At 70.5% G+C, this 23,838-nt stretch carries 23 protein-coding genes; 16 read left to right on the top strand and 7 right to left on the bottom strand.

Features of this window, described 5'->3' with window-relative positions; all coding sequences use genetic code 11:
* Nucleotides 1-19 precede the first annotated feature (19 nt).
* The 3 genes from ABGB10_RS09115 to ABGB10_RS09105 all read right to left on the bottom strand — a co-directional run bounded on the left by ABGB10_RS09115 (nucleotide 20) and on the right by ABGB10_RS09105 (nucleotide 2,658).
* Entirely contained in the window at nucleotides 20-733 is a 714-nt protein-coding gene (locus ABGB10_RS09115) for a hypothetical protein (protein WP_347660420.1), read from the bottom strand.
* A gap of 106 nt (nucleotides 734-839) precedes the next feature.
* Nucleotides 840-1,502 carry a response regulator transcription factor gene (locus tag ABGB10_RS09110; protein ID WP_347660419.1) on the bottom strand — a complete coding sequence of 221 codons (663 nt, stop codon included), beginning with the start codon at nucleotides 1,500-1,502 and terminating at the stop codon, nucleotides 840-842.
* Nucleotides 1,503-1,527: 25 nt separating this feature from the next.
* Nucleotides 1,528-2,658 carry a sensor histidine kinase gene (locus tag ABGB10_RS09105; protein ID WP_347660418.1) on the bottom strand — a complete coding sequence of 377 codons (1,131 nt, stop codon included), beginning with the start codon at nucleotides 2,656-2,658 and terminating at the stop codon, nucleotides 1,528-1,530.
* 144 nt (nucleotides 2,659-2,802) lie between these two features.
* Here ABGB10_RS09105 and ABGB10_RS09100 point away from each other — a divergent pair, with 144 nt between their 5' ends.
* The 8 genes from ABGB10_RS09100 to ABGB10_RS09065 all read left to right on the top strand — a co-directional run bounded on the left by ABGB10_RS09100 (nucleotide 2,803) and on the right by ABGB10_RS09065 (nucleotide 10,797).
* Nucleotides 2,803-3,795 (top strand): carboxymuconolactone decarboxylase family protein, encoded by a 993-nt coding sequence (locus ABGB10_RS09100; protein ID WP_347660417.1) that lies wholly within the window; start codon nucleotides 2,803-2,805, stop codon nucleotides 3,793-3,795.
* A 10-nt stretch (nucleotides 3,796-3,805) separates the two neighbouring features.
* A complete protein-coding gene (locus ABGB10_RS09095; RefSeq protein WP_347660416.1) occupies nucleotides 3,806-4,255 on the top strand; it encodes a DUF6220 domain-containing protein in 450 nt (149 codons plus the stop codon).
* Nucleotides 4,252-5,991 carry a multicopper oxidase family protein gene (locus ABGB10_RS09090; protein WP_347660415.1) on the top strand — a complete coding sequence of 580 codons (1,740 nt, stop codon included), beginning with the start codon at nucleotides 4,252-4,254 and terminating at the stop codon, nucleotides 5,989-5,991. The genes ABGB10_RS09095 and ABGB10_RS09090 overlap by 4 nt, the downstream gene beginning before the upstream one ends.
* Nucleotides 5,992-6,016: 25 nt before the next feature.
* Complete coding sequence (locus ABGB10_RS09085; RefSeq protein ID WP_347660414.1) at nucleotides 6,017-6,460, top strand: OsmC family protein; 444 nt, start codon at nucleotides 6,017-6,019, stop codon at nucleotides 6,458-6,460.
* A 189-nt stretch (nucleotides 6,461-6,649) separates the two neighbouring features.
* Complete coding sequence (locus ABGB10_RS09080; RefSeq protein ID WP_347660413.1) at nucleotides 6,650-8,050, top strand: non-reducing end alpha-L-arabinofuranosidase family hydrolase; 1,401 nt, start codon at nucleotides 6,650-6,652, stop codon at nucleotides 8,048-8,050.
* 342 nt (nucleotides 8,051-8,392) lie between these two features.
* Nucleotides 8,393-8,875: a GNAT family N-acetyltransferase gene (locus ABGB10_RS09075; protein WP_347660412.1), complete on the top strand. Its 483-nt coding sequence runs from the start codon at nucleotides 8,393-8,395 to the stop codon at nucleotides 8,873-8,875.
* Nucleotides 8,876-8,983: 108 nt separating this feature from the next.
* Nucleotides 8,984-9,598 (top strand): dihydrofolate reductase family protein, encoded by a 615-nt coding sequence (locus ABGB10_RS09070; protein WP_347660411.1) that lies wholly within the window; start codon nucleotides 8,984-8,986, stop codon nucleotides 9,596-9,598.
* Nucleotides 9,599-9,903: 305 nt separating this feature from the next.
* Nucleotides 9,904-10,797, top strand: a complete 894-nt coding sequence (locus tag ABGB10_RS09065) for an SGNH/GDSL hydrolase family protein (protein WP_347660410.1) — start codon at nucleotides 9,904-9,906, stop codon at nucleotides 10,795-10,797.
* A 67-nt stretch (nucleotides 10,798-10,864) separates the two neighbouring features.
* Here ABGB10_RS09065 and ABGB10_RS09060 read toward each other — a convergent pair whose 3' ends face one another.
* Nucleotides 10,865-11,581: a TetR/AcrR family transcriptional regulator C-terminal domain-containing protein gene (locus tag ABGB10_RS09060; protein ID WP_347660409.1), complete on the bottom strand. Its 717-nt coding sequence runs from the start codon at nucleotides 11,579-11,581 to the stop codon at nucleotides 10,865-10,867.
* Nucleotides 11,582-11,697: 116 nt separating this feature from the next.
* On the opposite strand from ABGB10_RS09060, the gene ABGB10_RS09055 reads away from it, so the two are divergent.
* Both ABGB10_RS09055 and ABGB10_RS09050 read left to right on the top strand, forming a co-directional pair.
* On the top strand, nucleotides 11,698-12,678 hold the full coding sequence (locus tag ABGB10_RS09055; RefSeq protein WP_347660408.1) for an NAD(P)-dependent alcohol dehydrogenase: 981 nt from the start codon (nucleotides 11,698-11,700) through the stop codon (nucleotides 12,676-12,678).
* Between the two features lie 91 nt (nucleotides 12,679-12,769).
* A complete protein-coding gene (locus tag ABGB10_RS09050) occupies nucleotides 12,770-14,176 on the top strand; it encodes a protein kinase (RefSeq protein ID WP_347660407.1) in 1,407 nt (468 codons plus the stop codon).
* Nucleotides 14,177-14,243: 67 nt separating this feature from the next.
* Here ABGB10_RS09050 and ABGB10_RS09045 read toward each other — a convergent pair whose 3' ends face one another.
* From ABGB10_RS09045 to ABGB10_RS09035, 3 genes are all read right to left on the bottom strand, one after another.
* Nucleotides 14,244-15,275 (bottom strand): glycoside hydrolase family 11 protein, encoded by a 1,032-nt coding sequence (locus tag ABGB10_RS09045; RefSeq protein WP_347660406.1) that lies wholly within the window; start codon nucleotides 15,273-15,275, stop codon nucleotides 14,244-14,246.
* A gap of 439 nt (nucleotides 15,276-15,714) precedes the next feature.
* Nucleotides 15,715-16,860, bottom strand: a complete 1,146-nt coding sequence (locus tag ABGB10_RS09040; RefSeq protein WP_347660405.1) for a DUF6596 domain-containing protein — start codon at nucleotides 16,858-16,860, stop codon at nucleotides 15,715-15,717.
* Complete coding sequence (locus ABGB10_RS09035) at nucleotides 16,857-17,264, bottom strand: YciI family protein (protein ID WP_347660404.1); 408 nt, start codon at nucleotides 17,262-17,264, stop codon at nucleotides 16,857-16,859. The genes ABGB10_RS09040 and ABGB10_RS09035 overlap by 4 nt, the downstream gene beginning before the upstream one ends.
* A gap of 199 nt (nucleotides 17,265-17,463) precedes the next feature.
* Here ABGB10_RS09035 and ABGB10_RS09030 point away from each other — a divergent pair, with 199 nt between their 5' ends.
* From ABGB10_RS09030 to ABGB10_RS09005, 6 genes are all read left to right on the top strand, one after another.
* The gene (locus tag ABGB10_RS09030; protein WP_347660403.1) at nucleotides 17,464-17,919 is read left to right on the top strand and encodes a Fur family transcriptional regulator; all 456 of its coding nucleotides are present in this window, start codon (nucleotides 17,464-17,466) and stop codon (nucleotides 17,917-17,919) included.
* Nucleotides 17,916-20,192: a catalase/peroxidase HPI gene (gene katG, locus ABGB10_RS09025; protein ID WP_347660402.1), complete on the top strand. Its 2,277-nt coding sequence runs from the start codon at nucleotides 17,916-17,918 to the stop codon at nucleotides 20,190-20,192. Before ABGB10_RS09030 ends, katG begins: the two co-directional genes overlap by 4 nt.
* A gap of 153 nt (nucleotides 20,193-20,345) precedes the next feature.
* Nucleotides 20,346-20,615, top strand: coding sequence for a metal-sensitive transcriptional regulator (locus ABGB10_RS09020; protein ID WP_124858664.1), 270 nt, complete (start codon nucleotides 20,346-20,348; stop codon nucleotides 20,613-20,615).
* Between the two features lie 137 nt (nucleotides 20,616-20,752).
* Nucleotides 20,753-22,153: an MBL fold metallo-hydrolase gene (locus ABGB10_RS09015; RefSeq protein WP_347660401.1), complete on the top strand. Its 1,401-nt coding sequence runs from the start codon at nucleotides 20,753-20,755 to the stop codon at nucleotides 22,151-22,153.
* A 93-nt stretch (nucleotides 22,154-22,246) separates the two neighbouring features.
* A complete protein-coding gene (locus tag ABGB10_RS09010) occupies nucleotides 22,247-22,846 on the top strand; it encodes a rhodanese-like domain-containing protein (protein ID WP_347660400.1) in 600 nt (199 codons plus the stop codon).
* Nucleotides 22,843-23,721 (top strand): sulfite exporter TauE/SafE family protein, encoded by an 879-nt coding sequence (locus ABGB10_RS09005; protein WP_347660399.1) that lies wholly within the window; start codon nucleotides 22,843-22,845, stop codon nucleotides 23,719-23,721. The genes ABGB10_RS09010 and ABGB10_RS09005 overlap by 4 nt, the downstream gene beginning before the upstream one ends.
* The last annotated feature ends 117 nt before the right edge of the window (nucleotides 23,722-23,838 follow it).

Here is a 23,838-nt window from a genome sequence, read left to right as displayed (position 1 = left end):
CCTCGACACCGGCGGCTGCTCAGACCAGGAAGTTCTCCCGCATCCTCGCGCCCAGGTTGATCCCACCCACCGCGCGAGGGCCGGCCGGGTCGTGCACGCTGACGGTGTTGTTGCGGCGCATCAGCTCCCGGACCGCCGGCGGCAGCCGGGGCGGATCGTCCATGGCCGCGAGGACCTGCCCGGCGCTCAGGATCAGCCGATCGGCCAGGGTGGCGGCGTCGGTGTCCACCCGCACCCGTCCGTACTCCCAGGCCGCGGTGGTGAGGTCGAGCACCTCGAACACGCGGGTCAGCAACGGGTTCGGGTCGGTCACCCGGTCGAGCCGCGGCGCCCGGCTGCCGACCACCGTGACCGCGGCGGCCACCTGCGCGTACGGGTGGAAGCCGCTCGGCAGGGCGAACAGTGGCCAGCGCAGGGCGTGTCCGGCCTCCACCCACAGCGGCCGGTAGTTGCGACGGTGCACCAGGAGCCGCCGGCCCGTCCGTCGGTGGATCTCCTGGGCCTGGGCCTGAAGGTCCACGTGGGCCTCGTCGGCGACCTGGCTCACGATTCGAGCTGCCACCACCAGACCGTCGTCGCTGTCCAGCGTTGCGGTCAGCGCCTCGACCTGGTCCGGGAAACGAACCTGCGCGTGGGCGCCGTAGCGGGACTGGACCTCCCGTAACAGCGCCTGCTGTCGTCCCGGGTCGAGCTGGACCCGCCTACCGCCCAGCAACCGCCGGAGCCAACGCATGTCGCCTCGATTCAGCAGAGCCGTCGTGGACGGCGGCAATGCTAGTGCGTCGGCCCTCCCTCATGTTCCCAAGGGGGTTGATCGACGCCGCTCTCGGAGACGACGATCACCGACGACGCGGCGCGACCAGCCCCGACTCGTACGCCCACACGACCAGCTGGGCGCGGTCGCGGCAGTGCAGCTTCGTCATCGCCCGGTTGACGTGTGTCTTGGCGGTCAGCGGACTGATCACCATGCGCGCGGCGATCTCGTCGTTGGTCAACCCGCGGGCGACCAGCTCGACGATCTCCTGCTCCCGGGCGGTCAGCACGTCGCGTCCGGCCGTCGGCACGGCCGGCGGTGGGCCGGCCACGAACTCACTGATCAGCGTGCGGGTGACGGTCGGCGCGAGCAGCGCATCACCGCGGGCGACGACGGTGACGGCCTGCAGCAGGTCGGCGGGGTCGGCGTCCTTGAGGAGAAACCCGCTGGCACCCGCGCGGAGGGCGGCGAAGACGTAGGAGTCGAGCCCGTAGTTGGTGAGGATCAGAACGCGGATCGCGGCAAGGTCGGGATCAGCGGCGATGCGCCGGGTGGCCTCGATGCCGTCGAGCCCCGGCATCTGCACGTCCATCAGGACGACGTCCGGGCGCAGACACCGCGACAGGTGGACGGCCGAGGCGCCGTCGGTCGCCTCGCCGACGACCTCCAGGTGGTCCTCGGCGTCGAGCAGTGCCCGGAAACCGGCCCGCATCAGCGCCTGGTCGTCGGCGATCAGCACCCGGATCATCAGGGCTCCTCCGCGGGACGGGTGGTCATCGTGGGCCGTCCAGCGGGAAGGTGGCCCGTACCGTGAACCCGTGGTCGTCGTGCGCGGCGGCCCGCAGCGTGCCGCCCAGTGCGCTGACCCGCTCCCGCATGCCGCGCAGGCCCACGCCCGGGGTCAGGGTCTCAGCCGGCGACGCCTGACCGTCGTCGGTGACCGCGACGGTCAGCTCCGCCGGTGCGTACTCCACCTGGACGTGCGCGGTCGCGGGGCCGGCGTGGCGGGCCACGTTGGTGAGGGCCTCCTGGATGACCCGGTACCCGGCCTGGTCGACCTCGTCGGGCAGGTCCCAGCGCTGACCGGTGACGGTCACCTGCACCGGTACGCCGACCGCCCGGGTCCGCTCGGCCAGCTCGTCCACCCGGGCCAGCCCGACCCGGTCGCCGTCGGTGGGTGCGCGCAGGACGTCGAGGGTCGTGCGGAGTTCCCGCATCGCGGCACCGCTGGCCTCCTGGATCGCCAGCAGCGTGGCCGACGGTTCCTCGCCGTGCTTGCGGGCCAGGTGCACGGCGATGCCGGCCTGCACCTTGATCACGGAGATGCTGTGGGTCAGGGAGTCGTGCAGGTCGCGGGCGATACGCAGGCGCTCCTCCCCGGCGCGCCGCAACGCCATCTCCTCGCGGGTGCGCTCGGCCTCGATCGCCCGCTGCTCGACCTGCTCCAGGTACGCCCGGCGCTGCCCGGCGACGAGCCCGGCGACGTTGGCCGCCACGAACCAGCCGAGCAGCAGGGCCGTCCGCTCGGCGACCAGCTGCCCCGGTCGGCCGGCCGGCGCCATCGAGATGTCGCGGGCCAGGAAGCCTCCGAGGAAGGCGAGGCTGGCCACGGTGGCGGCCCAGCGGTGTCCCTGCCAGGCGGTGACGTAGACCGCGCCGAGAACGGGGAACGCGGCGGACACCCCGGGGTGCACCCGGAGGTGGACGGCCAGCATGGCGACGGTGACCACCCCCAGCGCCACCACCGGGTAGCGCCGGCACGCCGCCAGGGCCACCGCCATGGCCAGGACCAGGGCGACGTCGAGCACCTCGACCGTCGCGGCGTCCGGGGTGAGCACGGCGTTGCCGAGCAGGAGGACGCCGAGGGCGAGACCGCCGAGGGCGTACGGGAGGTCGCGGCGCATGGTCGCACTGTAGAACGGCCGTCGTCGGCGGAGCATCCCGCGCGCGTGGTACCTGTGGCGTACCACGGGTGCGGTATCGGTGGCGCGGCAAGTGTCTGCGGTGGAACGACGCTTTCCCGGCCCGTCGCCGCGAGCATCGATCCCATGACATACCGCTTCTTCACCCCCACGCCGACGAGGGCGGCCACCGGCCCCACCGCGGCGGTCTACCAACAGTTGCGCGACGACTTCCTCGGGCCGTTGCCGACCTTCCAGGCGCTCTCGGCCGTGCCGGAGGTGCTGGCCGCGACCTGGGCGCTGATGCGGGAGGCGTTGCTGGCCGGGGACGCGTCCCGGGTCGAGCGTGAACTCGTCGCGGCGGCGGTGTCCCGGGCCAACCGCTGTCAGTTCTGCGTCGACGCCCACGTGCTGCTGCTGCACGCGCTGGGCGAACCGAAGCTCGCCGAGGCCGTCGCCCGGGGCGAGACGCCGCCCGAGCCGAGGCACGCCCAGCTCGTCCGCTGGGCGCAGGCGAGCCGCAGCCCCAGGTCCGCCGACTGGACCAGCCCGTACCGCCCGGAGATCACCGGCACCCTGCTCGCCTTCCACTTCATCAACCGGGTCGTCTCGGCGTTGCTCGACCCCGATCTGCTCCCCGGCGGCCTGCAACGCTCCCCACTGGTTCGCTCGGTCGGGGGCCGGCTCTACGCCAAGGCTGCCCGGGAGCCGAAGGAGCCCGGCCGCAGCCTCCCGCTCCTCGACGTCGACGCGACGGCAGCACCTCCCGCCTGGGCGGGGGACAGCCCGGTGGGCGTCGCCTACGCGTCGTTGCGCGACGCCGCCACCCGGGGTGGGGATCTGCTGGGTGACGTGGCGCGCCAGACCGTCACGGCCACCGTGCGCTGGGAGGACGGCCGGTTCCCGGCGCGGCCCGCGGACTGGGCCGTCGACCTGGTCCGGGACGTGCCCGGCGCGGACCGCATCGGGACGCGCATCGCGTTGCTGACGGCGTTCGCACCCGGCGCGGTCAGCCAGGGTGACGTCGCCCTCTGGCGGCTCTCCCACCCGGCAGACGCCGACCTCGTGCGGTTGGTCGCCTACGGGGCGATCGCGGCCACCGACCATGTCGCCCGGGCCCTCGCCTCGGCGCACCTCTAGGAGGTAACCCATGCGCAAGGCACTCGTCGTCATCACTGCGCTGTTGCTCGTCGCGTTCGCCCTGCAGTTCGTCTTCGCCGCCGTGGGCGGGTTCACCAGACCCGCCGGCGACGACGCGTACGCGCTGCACAGCGTCAACGGCATGGCGGTCATCCCGATTCTCACAGTCCTCACCGCCCTGTTCGCCGCGCTGGCGAAGGCGCCGGGAAAGCTCATCGGACTGGCGGTCCTGCCGATCGGCCTCGTCCTCCTCCAGCCGCTCATCGCCATGCTCGCCGAGGCGTCCACCGACGCGTCGGGTGTCAGCACCCCACTCGGCCTGACCATCGGTGGGTTGCACGCGCTCAACGGAATCATCGCGGTGCACGTCGTGGTCGGCGTGCATCGGGGGGCGCGAAAGCTGGCCGGCCTGGTGCCGGCCGACGCTGGGGTGCCCGCCCGGGAAGCGGAGCCGGCATGACCATGGGCTCGCTGCTCGTCGTCGACCTCGTGATCGCGGTCCTCGCGGCCGGTGCCTGGCTGGGTGGCGGCGCGGCTTCGGCCGCTCGACGTCGCCCGCTCGCGCTGGGCCTGGCGGCCGTCGCGCTGCTCGCCACGCTCGCCCGCGCGATCACGATCACCGCCCTCGCCCGCGCCGGTTGGTGGTTCGCCGCGGAGAAGGTGCTCATCGCCGCCCCCCTGTCGCTCGCGGCGGTGGGCATCGCCGGGCCGCGGCTGCTGCGGGCCCCGGGTGACATCCGGGCCGTCGCGGTTCCGCTGCTCTTCGCCGGGTACGCCACGGGCAGCGCCCTGCTCGTGACGATCCTGCACGGCTATCCGGCGTCGGCGGGGACGGGGCTGCTCGCGCTCGCCGGGGTCGTCGCGGCGACGGTGATCTCGGGGCGTGCTCTCGGCGCGCGCCCGTCCCGGACGGTGTCCCGGCTGGCCCTCGTGGTGGCGGTCGCGGCGCTGGTGACCGGAACCGGGCTGACCGTCGCCCCGGGCGCCGCGCCCGCCGTACCGCATGACCATGGTTCTCCGGCGGCCCGGATCGCCGACGAACCCACCCGGCGGTTCACCCTGACCGCCGGGACCGCCACGGTGGACGTGGGCGGCCGGAACGTCGCGGCCTGGGCGTTCAACGGACAGGTACCCGGACCGGAGCTGACCGCCACCGTCGGCGACGTCCTGGAGGTGACGTTGCGCAACCGGGACATCGAGCGTGGCGTCACCCTGCACTGGCACGGGTACGACGTGCCGAACGACCAGGACGGGGTGCCCGGGGTGACGCAGGCGGCGGTGCGGCCCGGGCAGGAGTTCGTCTACCGGTTCCGCGCCGACCAGGCCGGGACGTACTGGTACCACACGCACTCGGCCTCCGATGTCGGCGTGCGGATGGGTCTCTACGGTGTGCTGGTGGTGCGACCGGGGCCGGTGTCCGGCCTCGACGTCACCGTGCCGGTGCACACCCTGGCGGGCCGCCCGTTGCCCGCGCCGCGAGTGGAGCAGGTCGCGGCCGGTGTGCCGGTGCGGTTACGGCTGATCAACACCGACAGCGCGACGCACCGGTACGCCCTGGCCGGGACCGCGTTCCGGGTGGCCGCGATCGACGGCGTCGACCTGCGGGGCCCGACGCCGCTGGTGGACACCGCGGTGCTGATCCCGGCCGGGGGCCGCTACGACCTGGTCTTCGACGCGCCGGCGACCCCGGTGGCGCTGTTCGTCGACGGACGGGCGGTCTACTCGACCGGTCCTGTGTCGACGGCGACCGGCGCCTGGCCGGTGCTCGATCCGCTCGGCTACGGCGCGACCGCGCCGGTGCCCTGGTCCCGGTTCGACAAGTCGTTCACCCTCGTCCTCGATCGCGGCCTCGACCTGCGCGGACTGCTGCCGCGGTACGCCCACACCGTCAACGGCGCGGCCGACCCGGACATCCCACCCCAGGTCGTACGTCTGGGCGACGTGGTGCTGTTCACCATCGTCAACCGGTCGCAGATCGTGCACCCGTGGCACCTGCACGGCCACCACGTCCTGGTGCTGGCCCGCGATGGAGAGCCGGCGGCCGGAAGTCCGTTGCGGCTGGACTCGTTCGACGTCCGTCCGGGCGAGGTGTGGAAGGTGGCGTTCCGGGCCGACAACCCGGGGATGTGGGCCAACCACTGCCACAACCTGGCGCACGCCGATGCGGGGATGACGCTGCATCTGATGTACTCCTGATCGCGGATGCCGGTAGTTTTCTGTCATGACTGAGGACACCTTCCGTTCGGTGGCGATCGAGCGCACCAGCCTGGGCAACTACGTCGTGCGGAATGTCCGCGGCGGGTCGGTGTCGTTGGGCACGGGCGAGGACGGCAGTTTCACGCCGGTGGAGCTGCTGCTGGCTGCCATCGGCGGCTGCACCGCGGTGGACGTGGACCACATCACCAGCCGTCGCGCCGAGCCGATCGAGTTCGCCGTCGCCGTCACCGGTGACAAGATCCGCGACGAGGCCGGCGGAAACCGGATGCGGAACCTGCGGGTCGAGTTCACCGTGACGTTCCCGGAGGGCGCGGACGGCGACCAGGCCCGCGCGGCGCTGCCCCGGTCGCTGCAGCAGTCGCACGATCGGTTGTGCACCGTCTCCCGCACCGTCGAGCTTGGCACTCCCGTCGCGATCGCCGAGGGCCCCGGGCCCACCGGAGACTGATCTTCGCTGAGCGATGGCGGGCACCGCCGGGCCAGCCAGCAGGGTGGTTGCGAACCAGCGATAGATGCATGTTGATGGTATGGGAGCGCTCCCGTAACATACCTGACGCGGCCTGTTAACGCTCACAATCGGTCCCGAGCAGCGACCACCACCAATGCATGGGCCGCCGTCCCGCGAGGAGGGTGCTATATGACCAGATCCAGAGCCACCAATGTCGGTCTGGTTGCGGCCGGCGTCGGCTTACTGGTGTCGTCGACAGTTGTCGCGGCGCTGCCGGCCGGTGCCGCGGCTGAGGGTTGTTCGGTGAACTACGCCGTGTCGTCGCAGTGGCAGGGCGGCTTCGGCGCCAACGTGGCGATCACGAACCTGGGTGATCCGTTGAGCAGTTGGACGTTGACCTGGTCGTACGGCGCCGGGCAGACGGTGACGCAGGCCTGGAACACGTCGCTGACGCAGAGCGGGTCGGCGGTGACGGCGAAGAACGTGAGCTACAACGGTGGCGTCCCGACCAACGGCACGGTGTCGTTCGGGTTCAACGGGTCCTGGACGGGCAGCAACCCGGTGCCGGCGAGCTTCGCTCTCAACGGTGTCACGTGCACCGGCGGCACGACACCGACCACTCCGCCGCCGACCACTCCGCCGCCCACCGACCCGCCGCCGACGACTCCGCCTCCGACCAACACCTGCGATCTCCCGTCGTCGTACCGGTGGTCGTCAACGGGTGTGTTGGCGCAGCCGAGGTCGGGTTGGGTGTCGTTGAAGGACTTCACCGTCGCGCCGTACAACGGCCAGCAACTGGTCTACGCCACCACCCACGACACCGGGACCAGGTGGGGTTCGATGAACTTCGGTTTGTTCTCGAACTACTCGCAGATGGGCTCGGCGAGTCAGAACGCGATGAACAACGCGACTGTCGCGCCGTCGTTGTTCTACTTCGCGCCGCGCAACATCTGGGTGTTGGCGTACCAGTGGGGTGGGCCGGCGTTCTCGTACCGGACGTCGACCGATCCGACGAACCCGAACGGTTGGTCGGCGGCGCAGACGTTGTTCAGCGGGAGCATCACCGGTTCGGGCACCGGGCCGATCGACCAGGCGGTGATCGGTGACGGCCAGAACATGTACCTGTTCTTCGCCGGGGACAACGGTAAGATCTACCGGGCGAGCATGCCGATCGGGAACTTCCCGGGCAGCTTCGGGTCGAACTACACGACGATCATGAGTGACACCACGAACAATCTGTTCGAGGCTGTTCAGGTCTACAAGCTCCAGGGTCTGAACAAGTACCTCATGATCGTCGAGGCGATCGGCTCGCAGGGCCGGTACTTCCGGTCGTTCACGGCCACCAGCCTGGGTGGTTCGTGGACGCCGCAGGCCACCAGCGAGAGCAACCCGTTCGCCGGCAAGGCCAACAGTGGTGCCACCTGGACCAACGACATCAGCCACGGTGAGCTGCTGCGGACCAACGCGGACCAGACGATGACCGTGAACGCCTGCAACCTGCAACTGCTCTACCAGGGGCGTTCTCCCAGCTCCGGTGGTGACTACGGGCTCCTGCCGTACCGGCCGGGTCTGCTGACCCTGCAGCGCTGACACGGTTCGATCACGCTCGACTGACCTGGACGGGCGGGCTCGGTGTCACGCCGAGCCCGCCCGCACCACGCCGGGTGCGGTTGATCCTCCGGCGTCCCCGGTCCCCGGTCCTCGGTTGGGGACTGCCTCGCCTGGTCCGGCGCTTGATCCACTCGGGTTCATGGAAGTCGCGGTATCCCGGTCCTAACGCCGCCACTTTCTTGAACGCGAGTCGATCAAGCAACGGCAGCGCTGAGGCCGGCGGTGACGTCCGTGTAAGGATGTCGTGTGAGCTGCGAACCAACAATTTCGTCGGCGGTCGATCCAGTCGCTTCCCCTCTCCTGCTGAAAGGGGAGGGGATTGTGCTGCGGGACTGGCTCGACGCCGATCTGCCGCAGATGCCGGGCCTCTTCGACGCGCCGGACATCGCCGCGAACACCGATATTCCTTCTCCGTTCGACGCGGACGCCTTTCTGGTCAGAATGCGGCGGCGCCGCACCCAGGGCATTGTCGACCTGGCCGTGACGCGCGACGGCGGGGAGCCGCGTGGCCTCGTCGCACTGCACGTGGCGAGTGGGGTGCTTGGGTACGCCATCGGCCCCGCGCACCGCGGCCGAGGCCTGGCGTCGCGTTCTCTGCGGTTGATGACGACCTTCTGCCACGAAGAACTCGGCTTCACCCGACTGCGGCTGAGCATTGTGCAGGGCAATGTGCCCTCGCAGCGGGTCGCCGAGTCCGCCGGATACGTCCGGAGCGACGATGACGTCGTCGAGAGGACGAACGGGTTGGGGCAGCCAAAGCTGCTCGAAACGTGGCATTGGATCGCTCCCGTGACGTCTGGCTGACAATCAGGGGATACGACACGCACCATCGGGGCGGCCTCTGGCTGACGAGTTTGGGACGATGCGCCGGTCGACCTACCGACATCACCCGACTCGAAGGGATCCCCCGCGATGGCAAAGGTCATCTCCACGCTGTTCATCTCGGCCGACGGTGTGGCCGAGATCGACCCTGACTGGCACTTCCCGTACTTCGACGAGAACATGGGCCGCGCAGTCACCGAGGACTATGACGCCGCTGAGGTGCTGCTCATCGGCCGCGAGACGTACGACAGCTTCGCCGGGGCCTGGCCCGAGCGGGAGGCCGCGGGTGGCGACGACGCGCCGTTCGCCAAGCAACTCGGCGACATGCGCAAGGTCGTCGTCTCGCGCCAGCCGCTGGAGTTCTCCTGGCGCAACTCCGAGCTGATCAACGGGGACCTCCTCGACGCCGTCACCGCGCTCAAGGCCGATGCCGGCGTCCGGGGAATCCTCATCCCCGGCTCTATCTCCGTGGTGCAGCAACTGCTCGCCGCCGGCCTGGTCGATGAGCTGCGTCTGCTGGTGCATCCGGTGGCCGCGCGCAGGGGCCGCAAGCTGTTCGACGAGGGCGACGCTGCGTACCACCTGCGACTGGTGGCTTCGGAGGCGTTCCCGACCGGCGTCCTCCGCGTGATCTACGCGCCGGGCACGGCACCGACTCCGGTCGGCTACGACGAGATCAAGGACCAGGTGCCAGCCGGAAACTAGTGCGCGTTTCGGGGACGGCCGCCGCGCCGGCCGTTCTCCGACCGAGGCCGTCACAGGCCCATGTGAAGATCGCGCCGTGACTGAGTGGACGTACAACGATCGCCCTGCAGGCGGTCAGGTTCCTCACCGAGCGGATCCCGGAGCCGGGCCGCACCGCCGTCGAGGACGAGCACGTGATTGACCGCCACCGATTAATCCCACACTTCGGGCCGGCATTTAGTGAGGTTCATCGATATTGACGGTGGGCGTCGACGGCGACAGGATCTCGGGCACCACCACCACCGTGATCCCTTCTGGGAGGCGCCATGACCCGTCCTCGCCTGCCCCTCCTGCGGGCAGCCACCCGGCTGGCCGCACTGGCCCTGGCCACCGCCGGTGTGCTGCTCACCGTCGCCACCCCCGCCAGCGCGGCCGTGCCCACCGGCCGCTACGTCGCGCTGGGCGACTCGTACACCGCCGGCCCGCTGATCCCCACCCAGGTCGACCTGAACTGTCTGCGGTCCAACCGCAACTACCCCTCGCTGGTGGCCGCTGCCGCCGGCTCGTCGTCGTTCGCCGACGTGAGCTGTTCCGGGGCCACCACGGACGACATCCTCTCCGGTAGCAGCGGTCAGTTGGGCACCGCGCTGCCACCGCAGCTGAACGCGGTCACGTCGAACACGGCGCTGGTGACGGTGCAGATCGGCGGCAACGACATCGGGTTCTCCGGCATCATCGGCGACTGTGCCGAGGCGAGCCTCAGCAGTCCGCTCGGGTCGCCGTGCAAGAACCGCTTCACCGCCGGTGGCGTCGACCAGCTGCAGGCGAGGATAGTCGCCGCCACGCCGAAGGTGACCGCCGTGCTCCAGGCGGTCCGCCGGGCCGCGCCGAGCGCGCGGGTCGTGGTGCTGGGATATCCGGCGATCCTGCCGGACAGCGGGTACGGCTGCTGGCCCGTCGTCCCGATCGCCTACCAGGACGTGCCGTACCTGCGCGGCATCGAGAAGTCGCTGAACGCGATGCTGGCCAGCGCCGCGAGTGCGAACGGAGCCACCTACTCCGACGTCTACACCCCGTCGATCGGCCGTGACGCGTGCAAGGGCAGTGGCACCCGGTGGGTCGAGGGGCTGGTGCCGCAGAACTCGGCCGCGCCGTTCCACCCGAACGCCCGGGGCGAACAGGGCATGGCCACGGCTCTGCTCGCCACGTTGAACAACTGACCGGTTCCGCGACCGGATGGGCCGGCCCCGTCGGAAGCGGCGGGGTCGGCTCGCCGGTGCGGACGTCTCAGCCAGGCCGGCGGGGCGGTGCCCAGCCATGTCGGTGCAGCCGTTCGATGCCGTCGAGGAGCAGGTCCAACGCGAACTCGAACTCGAACTGGTCGTCGCAGCCCTGCCCGAGAACGGATTCGTCGTCGTGCGACGCCGCCATGGCGATCTCCGCGACGTGCGGGAACCTGGCCGCGATCTCCGGTGGTAGGGCCGTCGGTGGGGCCGGGTCGGCCCTGCCGGACCGACCGGCGCTCCGGTCGGCGTCGAAGAGTTCCTGACTGAAGCCGAGGATCCGGCTGCCCATCGCGTGCATCACGTGATGGGTGAGATCGACGGAGAATCCGCCGGCCCGGAACGTCCCGATCATGGAGTCGAGGTAGGCCAGGATGGCCGGCGTCGCCATGTTCCGCGACTCGATGGCCAGCGGTGCCCACGGATGGCGCCGCAGCACCTCCCGCGCCGAGAGGACGCGACCGCGGATCGCACGCTTCCAGTCGACGCCGGGCTCGGGCGCGCCGATCTCGCCGACGACCACGTCGATCATGCCGTCGAGCAGTTCGTCCTTGTTGGCCACGTGCTTGTAGAGCGCCATCGGCACGACGCCGAGGTCCTGAGCGAGATTGCGCATGCTGAGGGACTCGATGCCGGCCTCGTCGGCGAGCGCGACGGCGGCGCGTAGGACCCGGTCCCTGCTCAGCGGCGTGCGGGGCAGCGTATCCGCCTGCTCGACCATCTCGCTCCTCGTCGTCCGTGGACAACCGAAACCCTAATCCCCTTGACGGGTGTACGGCGTACACCTACCGTTGTCCCTGTCAGGTGTACGCCGTACACCTAGGGAGGGGTGCAGCCATGAAGGCGATCGTCCAGGACCGGTACGGCCCACCCGAAACGCTCACGCTCGCGGACGTGGACACGCCGGTGCCCGCCCCCGACGAGGTGCTCGTGCGGGTCGAGGCCGCCGCACTCAACGCGTACGACTGGCATGCGATGCGGGGCGATCCCCGGATGGCGCGCCTGGCGCTGGGGCGGTCCCGGCCCCGGGCGCGCATTCGTGGCCGGGATTTCGCCGGCCGGGTCGAGGCCGTCGGCGCCCGCGTTCGGCAGGTCCGCCCGGGCGATGCCGTCTTCGGTGACCTCGGTGACGCCAACGGCGCGTTCGCGGAGTACGTGTGTGTGCACGAGAGTCTGGTCGCGGCGAAACCGGCGAACCTGACCCCGCAGCAGGCCGCCGCCCTGCCGTTGGCCGGCGTCACCGCGCTCCTGGGTCTGGGCGCTGGGCCGGTCGAGCCCGGTCACCGCGTTCTGGTCAACGGTGCCTCCGGCGGCGTCGGCACTCTCGCGGTCCAGTTGGCCACGGCGCTCGGCGCGACCGTGACCGCCGTCTGCAGCACCCGTAACGTCGAACTGGTCCGTTCCCTCGGTGCCGAGCACGTCGTCGACTACACCCGCGACGACTTCGCCCGCGACGCCCGCCGCTACGACGTGGTGTTCGACCTGGTCGGCAACCGCTCCCTGCGGGCGCTCCGGCGGGTGCTGACCCCGACCGGGACGCTGGTGCTCTCCGGCGGGGGCGTGTACCGCGGAGGCAGCCTGATCGGACCGATCGGCCTGATCGCGCGCGGGCGGCTGCTGGCGCCCTTCGTCCGGCACCGCATCGTCGTCCTCACGGCCGTGCCCGGTCGGCAGCACCTCGACACGCTCCGCGCCCACGCCGAAACCGGCCGCCTCACCCCGGTCATCGACCGGAGCTACCCGCTGCACGAGGTGCCCCAGGCGATGCGGTACCTCGAAGGCGAGCACGCGCGCGCCAAGGTCGTCATCACCGTCTGACCAGCCGCGACGGTCCGCTCCGACACGGACCTGCGACACAACGGGGCATCCCGGTGCTTGAGATCGAGCAGACCGGGGTACCGAAAGGGTCATGCCGATTGTGGGGCAAGTCGTCGGAGACCGTTACCGTCTGGTCGAGAGCATCGCCAGCGGTGGGATGGGTGACGTCTGGCGGGCGGTCGACGAAACCCTGGACCGCCGCGTCGCGGTCAAGCTGCTGCAACCTCGGCTGGTCACCGACGCCGGCTTCGGCGAGCGGTTCCGTCGCGAGGCCCGGGCGATGGCGGCCCTGCGTCACCCGGGGGTCGCCCAGGTCTACGACTACGGCGAGGTGTCCGGGTCCGACGCTCTCGCGTACATCGTGATGGAGTGTGTGCAGGGGCAACCCCTGTCGGAGCGGATCGCCGAGGTCGGCCGACTGGACGTGGCCGAGACGATGTCGATCGCCGCGCAGACCGCCCGTGCGCTTCAGGCCGCACACGACGCCGGTGTCGTGCACCGCGACGTCAAGCCCAGCAACCTGGTCATCGAGCCGGACGGGCACGTCGTACTCGTCGACTTCGGCGTCGCGGTGACGCAGGAGGCGGCGAGCCTGACCGGTACGAACCAGGTCGTCGGCACCGCCCTCTACATGGCACCCGAGCAGGTCGCCAGGAACGAGACCACGCCGTCGATCGACATCTACGCGTTGGGGGCGGTCGTCTACCACTGCCTCGCCGGTAGGCCTCCACACCAGGGCGACAATGCTGTCGCGGTGGCGCTGCGGCATCTCGAAGAGGAGCCGCCGCCGCTGCCGGAGGACGTTCCGGAGGCGGTCCAGCGGTTGGTCGCCACCGCGATGGCCAAGGAGCCCGCTCGTCGCTTCCCGACGGCGGCGGCCATGGCCGCGGCGGCGCAGACACTCGCGGATTCGTCCGACCAGTTGCTGCGGACCGTCGTCGGAGCGCCGGTCGGGCGTACGGAGGTCCGGCGGTCGGTCGTCGGCAGCGCGGCGAAGCGGTCGGGCGGCCCTGGGCCGAAGGTCCTCGCGGCTGTTGTCGGGTCGATGGCCGCCGCAGCCGCCGTCCTGGTGTTCGCCGATCCCACCGGGATGATGCCGGGCCGGCCCGGGCAACCGTCGACGCCACCCGCGGTGTCGCCAACGGTGCCGGCGCAGCCCGAGCCCGGCCCGGGTGTCGGCGGCGGTGATCCGGACAGCCGCGGCTCGGCGGGGCTGCCGGTCCGCGCGAGCGGCTCGCCGACCCCGACGCCCAGCGGCTCGGCCGGCGCGGGGACGGCCGGCCAGTCGACGCCGCCCGGCGGTAGCACCGGGGGTGCGCCCGAGCCCACCTCGTCCCCGAGCGCACCAACGGACCCGACGGCAGCCCCGACGGGTGGAACGACGGCGGAGCCGACCGAGACGCCCTCGGAGGAACCCGAGGAGGAGCCCGAGGGGGAGCCGGTGGCGGACCCGACGAAGAAGCCGTCGGCGGAGGAGTCGGACGTGAACGCGTCCTAGCGAGACCAGTCTGGCGTGGCGGCCGGGGCAGCCACGCCAGAGGTGGTGTCAGGGGTTGATCGTCGGCTCAGCCGGTGCGGCAGGTGACCGTCGGCCAGGTCCAGTTGCCGTTGGCCATGACCGTGATGCCGAAGTTGTTGCCGTTGCCGTTCGGCCTCGCGGTGACGGTGCCGCTGGTGCCACTGACCGAGGCGTTCCAACTGTTCTGGATGCTCTGACCGCCGTTGAGACCGAGGCTGACCACCCAACTGTTGGTGCCGCTGACCGCGACGTTCAGGTTGAACCGGTCACCCCACTGCTGGCCGGCGGAGAGCGTCGCGTTGCAGTTGCCGGTCCCCGGATTGCCGGTGGTGGGCGGGGTGGTCGGGTTGCCGCCGCCGCTGCCCTCCCGGACGGTGATGTCGGAGCTTCCGCTGCTCTGGTAACCCTCGGTGGCCATCACCTGGTAGCTGTGGTTGCTGCCGAGGTTCAGGCCGGCGCGGGCCCAGGCGTCGAAGTGGTTGGCGGTGGTGATGGTGCCACTCGAGCGCTTCTGCTGGCGGACGCTCCAGAACTGGTAGAACGTCTGGTTGCCGTCGATCGACGGGGCGTTGACCCGCTGGCTGCGGAGGATGTCGTAGGTGCCGCCGTCGGTGGTGACCGTGCCCATCCGCTGGGCGCCGCTGCTCGGGTTGTAGGTGCCGAAGTTCTCCACCACGTAGTACTCGATGAGCGGGTTGCGCGTCCAGCCGTACAGGGCGAGGTAGGTGTTGTTGTTGCCCGGGTTGTAGCTGCCCGAGTAGGTGACCGTCCGTCGGTTGCCGGTGGCCCAACCCTTGCCGCCGACCCAGTTGTTGGTGCTCCTGTCCCAACTGCTGGTGTATCGGCCGTCGGCACGCAACGTCATGCTGGCGTTGCCGCTGTCCTTCCAGAACGAGAAGTAGTACCCGTTGTGGGTGCCGGTGAGGTTCGAGGTGAGCGTGCGATCCGCCTCGGCGTACGCGTTGGTGGCCGTCATCGTGCCGGTCACGGCCAGGACGGCGGCGCACGCGGCGCCCAGGAGCAGCCGCAGGCGGCCACGCCTGGATGGTGCGATGGGAATGTGGCTGGTGTCGCTCATGTACGTGTTTCCTCCTCGTGACGGCTGGCCCGGGGGTCAGCAACGCGGCACGTCTCGGCAGGGTGCCGGTGGCCCGGTGACGGCCACTGTCGTCGTGCCGCTCTGTGGTGGTGGTTGGTCGGTCGTCCTGCACGACGACCGGAGGAATGGGTCGCGGTGACTGCCATCGACGGTAATTGAGCGCCGTCGATGGCGACGGTATTAACCTGGTCGTCGCCTTGTCAACAATTTTCGGAAACATGGCGGTAGGCCTGCGATGGCCGGTGAACTCGCGCAGGAGGATGTCTATCCAGGTCAATAGTCGATCTGCGTTGGCCGGAATCTGCTGGTGGCCGTGATGATCGTTCTCGGCGCGAGGATGGGCGACCGAAAACTTCCGGACACTTTCCGGACCGTAATCATCCGATGACCGCCAGGGAGCGGGGGAGTCGGACGCCGGTCAGCGGGGCGGAAGGGCGTTGAGCCGCGCGGCCTGGCGGGTCAGGTGGTCGCGCTCGGCGAGGTTGGGAGCCTCCCGGGCCGCCTCGGCGTACAGCCGGGCGGCCGTCGCCACGCTGCCGTCGCGTTCGTGCAGGTAGGCGGCCACCGCCCGGTAGCGGGGCAGGGACTCGTCCAGCGCCGCGAGTGCCGCGAGACCGGCACGCGCGCCGTCGGCCTCGCCGACGGCCACCGCGCGGTTGAGCCGGACGATCGGACTGTCGGTCAGGCGCGCCAGTTCGTCGTACCACTCGACGATCTGCACCCAGTCGGTCTCCTCGGCGGCGGGCGCGTCGGCGTGCAGTGCCGCGATGGCGGCCTGGGCCTGGAACTCGCCGAGTCGGTCGCGGGCGAGAGCCGCCTGGAGGATCGCGACGCCCTCGGCGATCGACGTGGTGTCCCACCGGCCGCGGTCCTGTTCGGCCAGGGACACCAGGCTCCCGTCGGGCGCGGTCCGGGCGGCGCGGCGGGCATGGTGGAGCAGCATGAGGGCGAGCAGCCCGGCCACCTCGGGGTGGTCGATCGCAGCCTTGAGCTGCCGGGTGAGCCGAATGGCCTCGGCGGCGAGGTCGACGTCGCCGGAGTAGCCCTCGTTGAAGACCAGGTAGAGGACGCGCAGGACGGTCGCGACGTCGCCCGGTTGGTCGAACCGCACTCCGGAGACGGTGCGTTTCGCCCGGCTGATGCGTTGCGCCATGGTCGCCTCGGGGACGAGGTAGGCGTGCGCGATCTGGCGGGTGGTCAGGCCACCGACGGCGCGCAGCGTGAGCGCGACCGCCGACGACGGCGTCAACGACGGGTGGGCGCACAGGAAGTAGAGCCACAGCGTGTCGTCCACCGCCGACGCGGGTCCGGGTGGCGGCTCCTCGTCCACGGCGTCCTCGCGTCGGCGGCGCGCCGCGTCCGCCCGCGTCGCGTCGAGGAAGCGGCGCCAGGCCACGGTGACCAGCCAGCCCTTCGGGTCGCGAGGTGGGTCGGCCGGCCAGACGCGGACCGCCTCGACCAGCGCGTCCTGCACGGCGTCCTCGGCCGCCGCGAAGTCGACTCCGCGGCGGACGAGGATGCCGAGCACGCTCGGGGTGAGGCCCCGGAGCAGGGACTCGTTCACTCCGTGATGGTGGGGGGCTCGGTCAGGAACGGGCGCAGCTCGAGCCACTCGTGGATCGGCTTGCCGCCCGCGCCCGGGGCGGCCGACAACTCCCCGGCCAGCTCGACGGCGCGCTCGTAGCTGTCGACGTCGATCACCATCCAGCCGGCGATGAGGTCCTTGGTCTCGGCGAACGGGCCGTCGGTCACGGGCGGGCGACCCTCGCCGTCGTAGCGGACGAACGTCCCGGTGGGGGCGAGTGCCTGACCGTCGACGAACTCGCCGGTCTGCTCGAGTCGGGCCGCGAAGTCGCGCATGTACTGCATGTGGGCCGAGACCTCCGCCGGCGCCCACTGGTCCATGGGCACGTCGTTGACCGCCTCGGGGGCGCCGCGGTAGTGCTTGAGCAGCAGGTACTTGGCCATGGTGATGTCTCCTCGACGCTGGTGTGCGACCCGTCGCGGTCGCGTTCACCCCGGGGACGAAGCCAGGTGTCGGTTCTCGACATGGCCGTCCGGATTATTTCTACTATCGCGGAGGACCCGGGTGAATCCTTCGCCACAGCGGCGCGCGGACCCCGGCAAAACTTGATTCGTTCCAGAAAAGTGGGCTAGTGTTCGGCAGGTGATGTCCGACTTCGAGGCGCAACTGCGGGCCGCCTCGCTGCGGGTGACCCGGCCCCGACTGGCGGTGCTCGCGGCGTTGCGCGACCACCCGCACGTCGGCACCGACGCCGTGATCGCGCTGGTGCGGGCGGATCATCCGACGGTCTCCCACCAAGCGGTGTACGACGTGCTGCGTGTGCTCACCGACGCTGGTCTGGTGCGGCGTATCCAGCCAGCCGGTGCGACCGCCCGCTACGAGTCCCGGGTCGCGGACAACCACCACCATGTCGTGTGCCGCTCCTGCGGCGTGATCGCCGACGTCGACTGCGCCGTCGGTCACGCCCCCTGTCTCACCGCCCCCGTCGACCACGGTTTCGTGATCGACGAGGCGGAGGTCGTCTACTGGGGCATCTGCCCCGACTGCGCGACCGACCGTACGCCCCAGAGATCCGCAAGCTCGGAAGGAAGTACATGAGCGACACCCAGGACAACGGCCCCACCAGTGCGCAGGGCGTGGACCAGAAGGCAGCGGCCGGCTGCCCGGTGGCGCACGACTCGGTGACCGCGCACGGCAGCGAGAGCGAGAACCCGGCGATCGACTCGCCGACCCCGAAGACCGGCGGTCGTCCGCGCACCAACCGGGACTGGTGGCCCAACCAGCTCGACCTCTCGGTGTTGCACGCCCACTCGTCCAAGGGCAACCCGCTGGGGGAGGACTTCAGCTACGCCAAGGAGTTCGCCAAGCTCGACGTCGAGGCCCTCAAGCGGGACATCGTCGAGGTGCTCACCACCTCGCAGGACTGGTGGCCGGCCGACTTCGGCCACTACGGCGGCCTGATGATCCGGATGAGCTGGCACGCCGCCGGCACGTACCGCATCGAGGACGGCCGCGGTGGCGCCGGCGACGGTGGTCAGCGCTTCGCCCCACTGAACAGCTGGCCGGACAACGCCAACCTCGACAAGGCTCGTCGGCTGCTCTGGCCGGTCAAGCAGAAGTACGGCCAGAAGATCTCCTGGGCCGACCTGCTCGTGCTGGCCGGCAACGTCGCCCTGGAGTCGATGGGCTTCAAGACCTTCGGCTTCGGCTTCGGTCGTGAGGACGCCTGGGAGCCCGAGGAGATCTTCTGGGGCCCGGAGGACACCTGGCTCGGCGACGAGCGCTACGCCTCCGAGAAGGAGATGGCGCCCGGCGTCGGCTCGACCGAGATGGGTCTCATCTACGTCAACCCGGAGGGCCCCCGCGGCAACGCGGACCCGGCTGCCGCGGCGCACTTCATCCGGGAGACCTTCGGCCGGATGGCGATGAACGACGAGGAGACCGTCGCCCTCATCGCCGGTGGCCACACCTTCGGCAAGACCCACGGCGCCGGCGTCGCCGACAACCACGTGGGCCCGGAGCCCGAGGGTGCCCCACTGGAGGCGCAGGGCCTCGGCTGGCTGAGCACCCACGGCAGCGGCAAGGGCGGCGACACGATCACCAGTGGTCTCGAGGTGACCTGGACCGACGTGCCGACGCAGTGGAGCAACCGCTTCTTCGAGATCCTGTTCGGCTACGAGTGGGAGCTCACCACGAGCCCCGGCGGTGCCAAGCAGTGGGTCGCCAAGGACGCTGCGGAGATCATCCCGGACCCGTTCGACGCGTCGAAGAAGTACAAGCCCACGATGCTCACGACCGACCTGTCGCTGCGCGTCGACCCGGCGTACGAGAAGATCTCGCGCCGCTTCCTGGAGAACCCGGACCAGTTCGCGTTGGCGTTCGCCAAGGCGTGGTACAAGCTGTTGCACCGCGACATGGGCCCGGTCGAGCGCTTCCTCGGTCCGTGGGTGGCCGAGCCGCAGCTGTGGCAGGACCCGGTGCCGGCCGTCGACCACGAGCTGGTCGGTGACGCCGACGTCGCCGCGCTCAAGGCGAAGGTCCTGGAGTCCGGTCTGACGACCGCCCAGCTGGTCTCCACCGCCTGGGCGTCCGCCGCGAGCTTCCGGCACACCGACAAGCGCGGTGGCGCGAACGGCGCGCGGATCCGCCTCGAGCCGCAGCGCAACTGGGAGGTCAACCAGCCCGAGCAGCTGGCGACCGTCCTGGGCGCCCTGGAGGGCATCCAGCGGGAGTTCAACGAGGCCGGCGGCGCGAAGATCTCGCTGGCCGACCTCATCGTGCTGGCCGGTTCGGCCGCCGTCGAGAAGGCGGCGCGTGACGCCGGCGTCGAGGTGACGGTGCCGTTCCACCCGGGCCGCACGGACGCGACCCAGGAGCAGACCGACACCGAGTCGTTCCGCGTGATGGAGCCGCGCGCCGACGGTTTCCGCAACTACCTGCGTCCGGGTGAGAAGACCCAGCCGGAGGTGCTGCTGGTCGACCGCGCGTACATGCTCAACCTGACCGCGCCGGAGATGACCGTCCTCGTCGGCGGTCTGCGCTCCCTCGGTGCCAACACCGGCGGCACCCAGCACGGTGTCCTCACCGACCGGCCGGGCGTGCTCACCAACGACTTCTTCGCGAACCTGCTGTCCCCGGGCACCCGGTGGAACGCGTCGAAGTCCGACGAGCACGTGTACGAGATCCGCGATCTGGCCACCGACGAGGTGAAGTGGACCGCCACCGCGGTCGACCTCATCTTCGGTTCCAACTCGCAGCTGCGTGCCCTCGCCGAGGTCTACGCCAGCCAGGACGCCCGTGACAAGTTCGTGACGGACTTCGTGGCCGCCTGGACCAAGGTCATGGAGCTCGACCGGTTCGACATCGCCTGACAGCTCGACACGACGAGCCCCGGCCGATCCTTCAGGGGATTGGCCGGGGCTCGTCGGCCTTGTACGGCTGTGGCCAGTTGCACGCGGGGTCGATCGGGTAATGGTTGGCGAAACCGATACCCCCGGGGGTATGCTCGGACGGAGGAGGCGTCGATGAAACTACGACCGGAGATGACGTCGGATGCGCTGACCAGGCTCAAGCGGGCTCGAGGTCAGCTCAACGCGGTTATCGAGATGATGGAGAGCGGCCAGGACTGTCGCGAGGCGCTGACCCAGCTCGCCGCGGTGTCCAAAGCGATCGACCGGGCGGGTTTCAAGATTATCGCTTCGGGGATGCGGCACTGCGGTGCGGCGCGTGACCGTGGCGAAGAGCCCGAGATGACCGAGGAGGAGCTGGAGAAGCTCTTCCTGGCCCTCGCCTGACGCAGGTCCCTAGACCACCCACGCCGTAGCCGCGGCGTGGGTGGGGGTGGCGCCGTGCAAGTGGAGAAGTTGGCACCAGTGTGCCGTGTGCATACCCCCCGGGGTATGCACGCTTTGTCGAACATGAAGGAGTAGACATGTCAGTTCAGGTCTCCATCGTCGAGACGTCATCCCTCGGCGATCGCAGCTACCTCGCCTCCGACGGGCGGGTGGCGATCGTGGTCGACCCCCAGCGCGACATCGACCGCGTGATGTACCTCGCCGGGGCGTTGGGCGTCCGCATCACCCACGTCGTGGAGACACACATCCACAACGACTACGTCTCCGGAGGGCTGGAACTCGCCCGGATCACCGGCGCCCACTATCTGGTGGCCGCGGCCGACGAGGTCGGCTTCGAGCGGACCCGCGTCTCCGACGGCGACCAGGTGGCCGTCTCCGACTCGCTACGGCTGCGGGTGCTCGCCACGCCGGGTCACACCTTCCACCACCTGTCGTACGTGCTGGACGAGGCCATCGACGGCGAGTGGCGGCCGGCCGGTGTCTTCACCGGCGGATCACTGCTGTTCGGCACGACGGGCCGCACCGACCTGCTCGGCAAGCAGTACGCCCACGAATTGGCCCACCACCAGCACGCCTCGGCGAAGCGGCTGGCGGATCTGCTGCCCGACGGGGCCGAGGTGTGGCCGACGCACGGGTTCGGCAGCTTCTGCTCAGCCAGTCAATCGGACGCCCCGGAGTCGACGATCGGCCGGGAGAAGGCGAAGAACCAGGTCCTGAGGCTGGCCGCAGAGGACTTCGTCACGGAGACCCTCGCCGGTCTCGACGCCTACCCCGCGTACTACGCCCACATGGGCGTGGCGAACCTGGCCGGGCCGGCCCCGGTCGACCTCACCCCGGTGACCCGCGCCGACGCCGCGGAACTGCGCGAGCGGATGGCCGACGGGCAGTGGGTGGTGGACCTGAGGCACCGCAAGGCGTACGCGGCCGTGCACGTGGCCGGCACGGTCAGCCTCGGACTGGACGGCCCGATGTCCACCTGGCTCGGTTGGCTGATCGACTGGGGAGTGCCGATCACCCTGCTCGCCGAGACCCCGGGACAGGTCGCCGATGCCCAGCGGGAGCTGGTCCGGATCGGCATCGACCGCCCGGCCGCGCAGGTCACCGGCGAGGTGGAGCGGTGGGCAGCCGAGCCCGGTCAGCTACGGGAGCTACGGATGTCCGACTTCGTGACCCTCGCTGCGGCCCGCGCCGGGCATGTTCCTGCCGGCCTCCCTGCCGCGGACGTGGTCCTCGACGTGCGAATGACCAACGAGTGGCGGACCGGCCACATCGACGGCGCCCTGCACATCCCGCTGCCTGAACTGCCCATGCGGCTGGCCGACGTACCGGTCGGCGCCGTCTGGGTGCACTGCGGCTCCGGCTACCGGGCCACCGCGGCGGCGTCGCTGTTGGCGAACGCCGGCCGCGAGGTGGTCGTCATCGACGACACGTTCGACCAGGCCGGGCGCGCCGGCGTGGCGATGGCCACCGGCGCCTGATCCGAACAGGACGGACCACCGGCCGACGCCGTCGAGGTGTCGGCCGGATACCCCCTGCCATGTGTGTTGCGACCTGCCCGTGAAAGAGGAGAAATGAACGCTTCCGAGACCACCCGCCCCGCCACCGTCGATGCCACCGGGCTGCGGGAGCTGATCGACTCCGGCCATGCGCCGCGCCTGCTGGACGTGCGTACCCCGGCGGAGTTCGAGACGTCGCACATCCCCGGCTCCTACAACGTGCCGCTCGACCTGCTCAAGGAGCACCGTGAAGAGCTGCGCCGCCACCTGGACGAGGACGTCGTGCTGGTCTGTCGCTCCGGTGCCCGCGCCACTCAGGCGGAGCAGACTCTGGCCGGCGTCGGTCTGCCGAACCTGAAGGTCCTCGACGGCGGCATCATGGCCTGGCAGGCGGCCAACGCGCCGATCAGGCGGGGTGCCCCCCGGTGGGACCTCGAACGCCAGGTCCGCCTCGTCGCCGGCTCGATCGTGCTGGTCAGCGTCCTCGGCTCGGTGTTCGTGCCGCAGCTGAAGTGGGTGGCCGGATTCATCGGCGCCGGCCTCACCTTCGCCGCTGTCACCAACACCTGCGCCATGGGCATGCTGCTCGGCAGACTGCCGTACAACCGGGGCGCCAACTGTGACCTGGACACCATCGTCGGCCAGTTGGGTGGCAGCACCGGTGAACGCGCGTGACACCGACCCTGGCGCTGACCATCGGCCTGGCCGTGCTGATCGGCGTCAGCCTCGGGCTGCTCGGCGGCGGCGGATCGATCCTCGCCGTGCCACTGCTGGTCTACGTCGCCGAGCTGCCCGCGAAAGAAGCCATCGCGACCTCGCTGCTCGTTGTCGGCGCCACCAGCGTGGTGGGCGTCCTTCCGCATGCTCGTGCCAACCGGGTGCGCTGGCGTACCGGCCTGATCTTCGGCTTCGCCGGCATGATCGGTGCCTACGTCGGCGGACGCCTGGCCGGGTTCATCCCGGCGGGGTTCCTGCTCACCGGGTTCGCCGTGATGATGCTGGCCACCGCGGTCACGATGATTCGCGGTCGGCGCGACGCCGAGGGCAGGGCAGTGCCGCACGAACTGCCGGTGCTGCGGGTGATCCTCGACGGTCTGGTGGTCGGACTGGTGACCGGCCTGGTCGGCGCTGGCGGCGGCTTCCTGGTGGTGCCCGCCCTGGCCCTGCTCGGTGGCCTGCCGATGCCGGTCGCGGTCGGAACCTCGCTGGTGGTCATCGCGATGAAGTCGTTCGCCGGCCTGGCCGGCTACCTGTCCAGCGTCAGCATTGACTGGAACCTCGCGGCAGCGGTCACCGTCGCTGCCATCGTCGGCAGCGTTGCCGGTGGGCGGCTCGCCGGTCGGATCCCCGCCGACGTCCTGCGCAAGTCGTTCGGCTGGTTCGTCGTGGTGATGGGCGTCCTCGTCCTCGTCCAGCAACTGCCCATGGAACTGCGGACCAACCCGCTGCTGTGGACCGGCGTCGGTGTCGCCGTGGCGATCCCCGTCGCGCTGACCCTGCTGAGGGGCCGGAGCAAGGTGCTCAAGCAGGGTGAGCCGGCCACCCGCTGAGGTCGCGCCCTCGGTGCCATCACGGTCCACCTCGATGTCATCTGGATGACATTCCCTGTCTAACGAATCCCATGGATGAATTTTTGTCTAGTTGATCAGCTGGCGAACGGGCCCGTT

It is taken from the genome of Micromonospora sp. B9E7 (assembly GCF_039871815.1).
In the GTDB taxonomy this organism is placed as follows: domain Bacteria; phylum Actinomycetota; class Actinomycetes; order Mycobacteriales; family Micromonosporaceae; genus Micromonospora.
Note: the sequence above shows the minus strand (reverse complement) of the source record. Positions and strands in the feature narration are given on the sequence as shown.

Excerpts from the sequence above, each read along its gene's own strand:
- ABGB10_RS09115 (WP_347660420.1), bottom strand. The coding sequence starts at position 733 with ATGCGTTGGCTCCGGCGGTTGCTGGGCGGTAGGCGGGTCCAGCTCGAC.
- ABGB10_RS09110 (WP_347660419.1), bottom strand. The coding sequence starts at position 1,502 with ATGATCCGGGTGCTGATCGCCGACGACCAGGCGCTGATGCGGGCCGGT.
- ABGB10_RS09105 (WP_347660418.1), bottom strand. The coding sequence starts at position 2,658 with ATGCGCCGCGACCTCCCGTACGCCCTCGGCGGTCTCGCCCTCGGCGTC.
- ABGB10_RS09100 (WP_347660417.1), top strand. The coding sequence starts at position 2,803 with ATGACATACCGCTTCTTCACCCCCACGCCGACGAGGGCGGCCACCGGC.
- ABGB10_RS09095 (WP_347660416.1), top strand. The coding sequence starts at position 3,806 with ATGCGCAAGGCACTCGTCGTCATCACTGCGCTGTTGCTCGTCGCGTTC.
- ABGB10_RS09090 (WP_347660415.1), top strand. The coding sequence starts at position 4,252 with ATGACCATGGGCTCGCTGCTCGTCGTCGACCTCGTGATCGCGGTCCTC.
- ABGB10_RS09085 (WP_347660414.1), top strand. The coding sequence starts at position 6,017 with ATGACTGAGGACACCTTCCGTTCGGTGGCGATCGAGCGCACCAGCCTG.
- ABGB10_RS09080 (WP_347660413.1), top strand. The coding sequence starts at position 6,650 with ATGACCAGATCCAGAGCCACCAATGTCGGTCTGGTTGCGGCCGGCGTC.
- ABGB10_RS09070 (WP_347660411.1), top strand. The coding sequence starts at position 8,984 with ATGGCAAAGGTCATCTCCACGCTGTTCATCTCGGCCGACGGTGTGGCC.
- ABGB10_RS09065 (WP_347660410.1), top strand. The coding sequence starts at position 9,904 with ATGACCCGTCCTCGCCTGCCCCTCCTGCGGGCAGCCACCCGGCTGGCC.
- ABGB10_RS09060 (WP_347660409.1), bottom strand. The coding sequence starts at position 11,581 with ATGGTCGAGCAGGCGGATACGCTGCCCCGCACGCCGCTGAGCAGGGAC.
- ABGB10_RS09055 (WP_347660408.1), top strand. The coding sequence starts at position 11,698 with ATGAAGGCGATCGTCCAGGACCGGTACGGCCCACCCGAAACGCTCACG.
- ABGB10_RS09050 (WP_347660407.1), top strand. The coding sequence starts at position 12,770 with ATGCCGATTGTGGGGCAAGTCGTCGGAGACCGTTACCGTCTGGTCGAG.
- ABGB10_RS09045 (WP_347660406.1), bottom strand. The coding sequence starts at position 15,275 with ATGAGCGACACCAGCCACATTCCCATCGCACCATCCAGGCGTGGCCGC.
- ABGB10_RS09035 (WP_347660404.1), bottom strand. The coding sequence starts at position 17,264 with ATGGCCAAGTACCTGCTGCTCAAGCACTACCGCGGCGCCCCCGAGGCG.
- katG (WP_347660402.1), top strand. The coding sequence starts at position 17,916 with ATGAGCGACACCCAGGACAACGGCCCCACCAGTGCGCAGGGCGTGGAC.
- ABGB10_RS09020 (WP_124858664.1), top strand. The coding sequence starts at position 20,346 with ATGAAACTACGACCGGAGATGACGTCGGATGCGCTGACCAGGCTCAAG.
- ABGB10_RS09015 (WP_347660401.1), top strand. The coding sequence starts at position 20,753 with ATGTCAGTTCAGGTCTCCATCGTCGAGACGTCATCCCTCGGCGATCGC.
- ABGB10_RS09010 (WP_347660400.1), top strand. The coding sequence starts at position 22,247 with ATGAACGCTTCCGAGACCACCCGCCCCGCCACCGTCGATGCCACCGGG.